At 65.2% G+C, this 466-nt stretch carries 1 protein-coding gene; it reads right to left on the bottom strand.

Annotated features, from left to right (window positions below; genetic code table 11):
- A partial coding sequence (locus FJV41_RS57365; RefSeq protein WP_497812688.1) for a biotin/lipoyl-containing protein occupies nt 1-301 on the bottom strand: 301 nt, incomplete at its 3' end.
- Nucleotides 302-466: the final 165 nt, after the last annotated feature.

Raw genomic sequence — 466 nt, 5'->3', positions numbered from 1 at the left:
GTGCCTGGGCGGCGGCGGTCGGAGCGGACTGCGCGGGCGCAGCGGCCGCGCCGGCCTTGCCTTCGGTATCGATCTTGGCGATGACCTGGTCGGCCACCACGGTGGCGCCGTCGCCTTGCACGATCTCGGCCATCACGCCGGCGGCCGGCGCGGGCACTTCGAGAACCACCTTGTCGGTCTCGATCTCGATCAGGATCTCATCGATGGCGACGGCCTCGCCGGCCTTCTTCTTCCAGGTGAGCATCGTGGCCTCGGCCACGGATTCGGACAGTTGGGGGACTTTGACTTCTACGATAGCCATGACGATTCTTTCGATTCTTTCAGAACGTGTACGTGTCGCTGTGGGATGCGGATCGTGGGGGGCGCGCGGCGCTCACTTGGAGAGCACGAAGCCCTTGAGCTTGCCGAACGCACCTTCGACCAGCGCCTTCTGCTGTTCCTGGTGCAGGTGCGAGTAACCCACGGC

The organism is Myxococcus llanfairpwllgwyngyllgogerychwyrndrobwllllantysiliogogogochensis, from assembly GCF_006636215.1.
In the GTDB taxonomy this organism is placed as follows: Bacteria; Myxococcota; Myxococcia; order Myxococcales; family Myxococcaceae; genus Myxococcus; species Myxococcus llanfairpwllgwyngyllgogerychwyrndrobwllllantysiliogogogochensis.
This window is presented reverse-complemented; position numbering and strand designations above follow the sequence as displayed.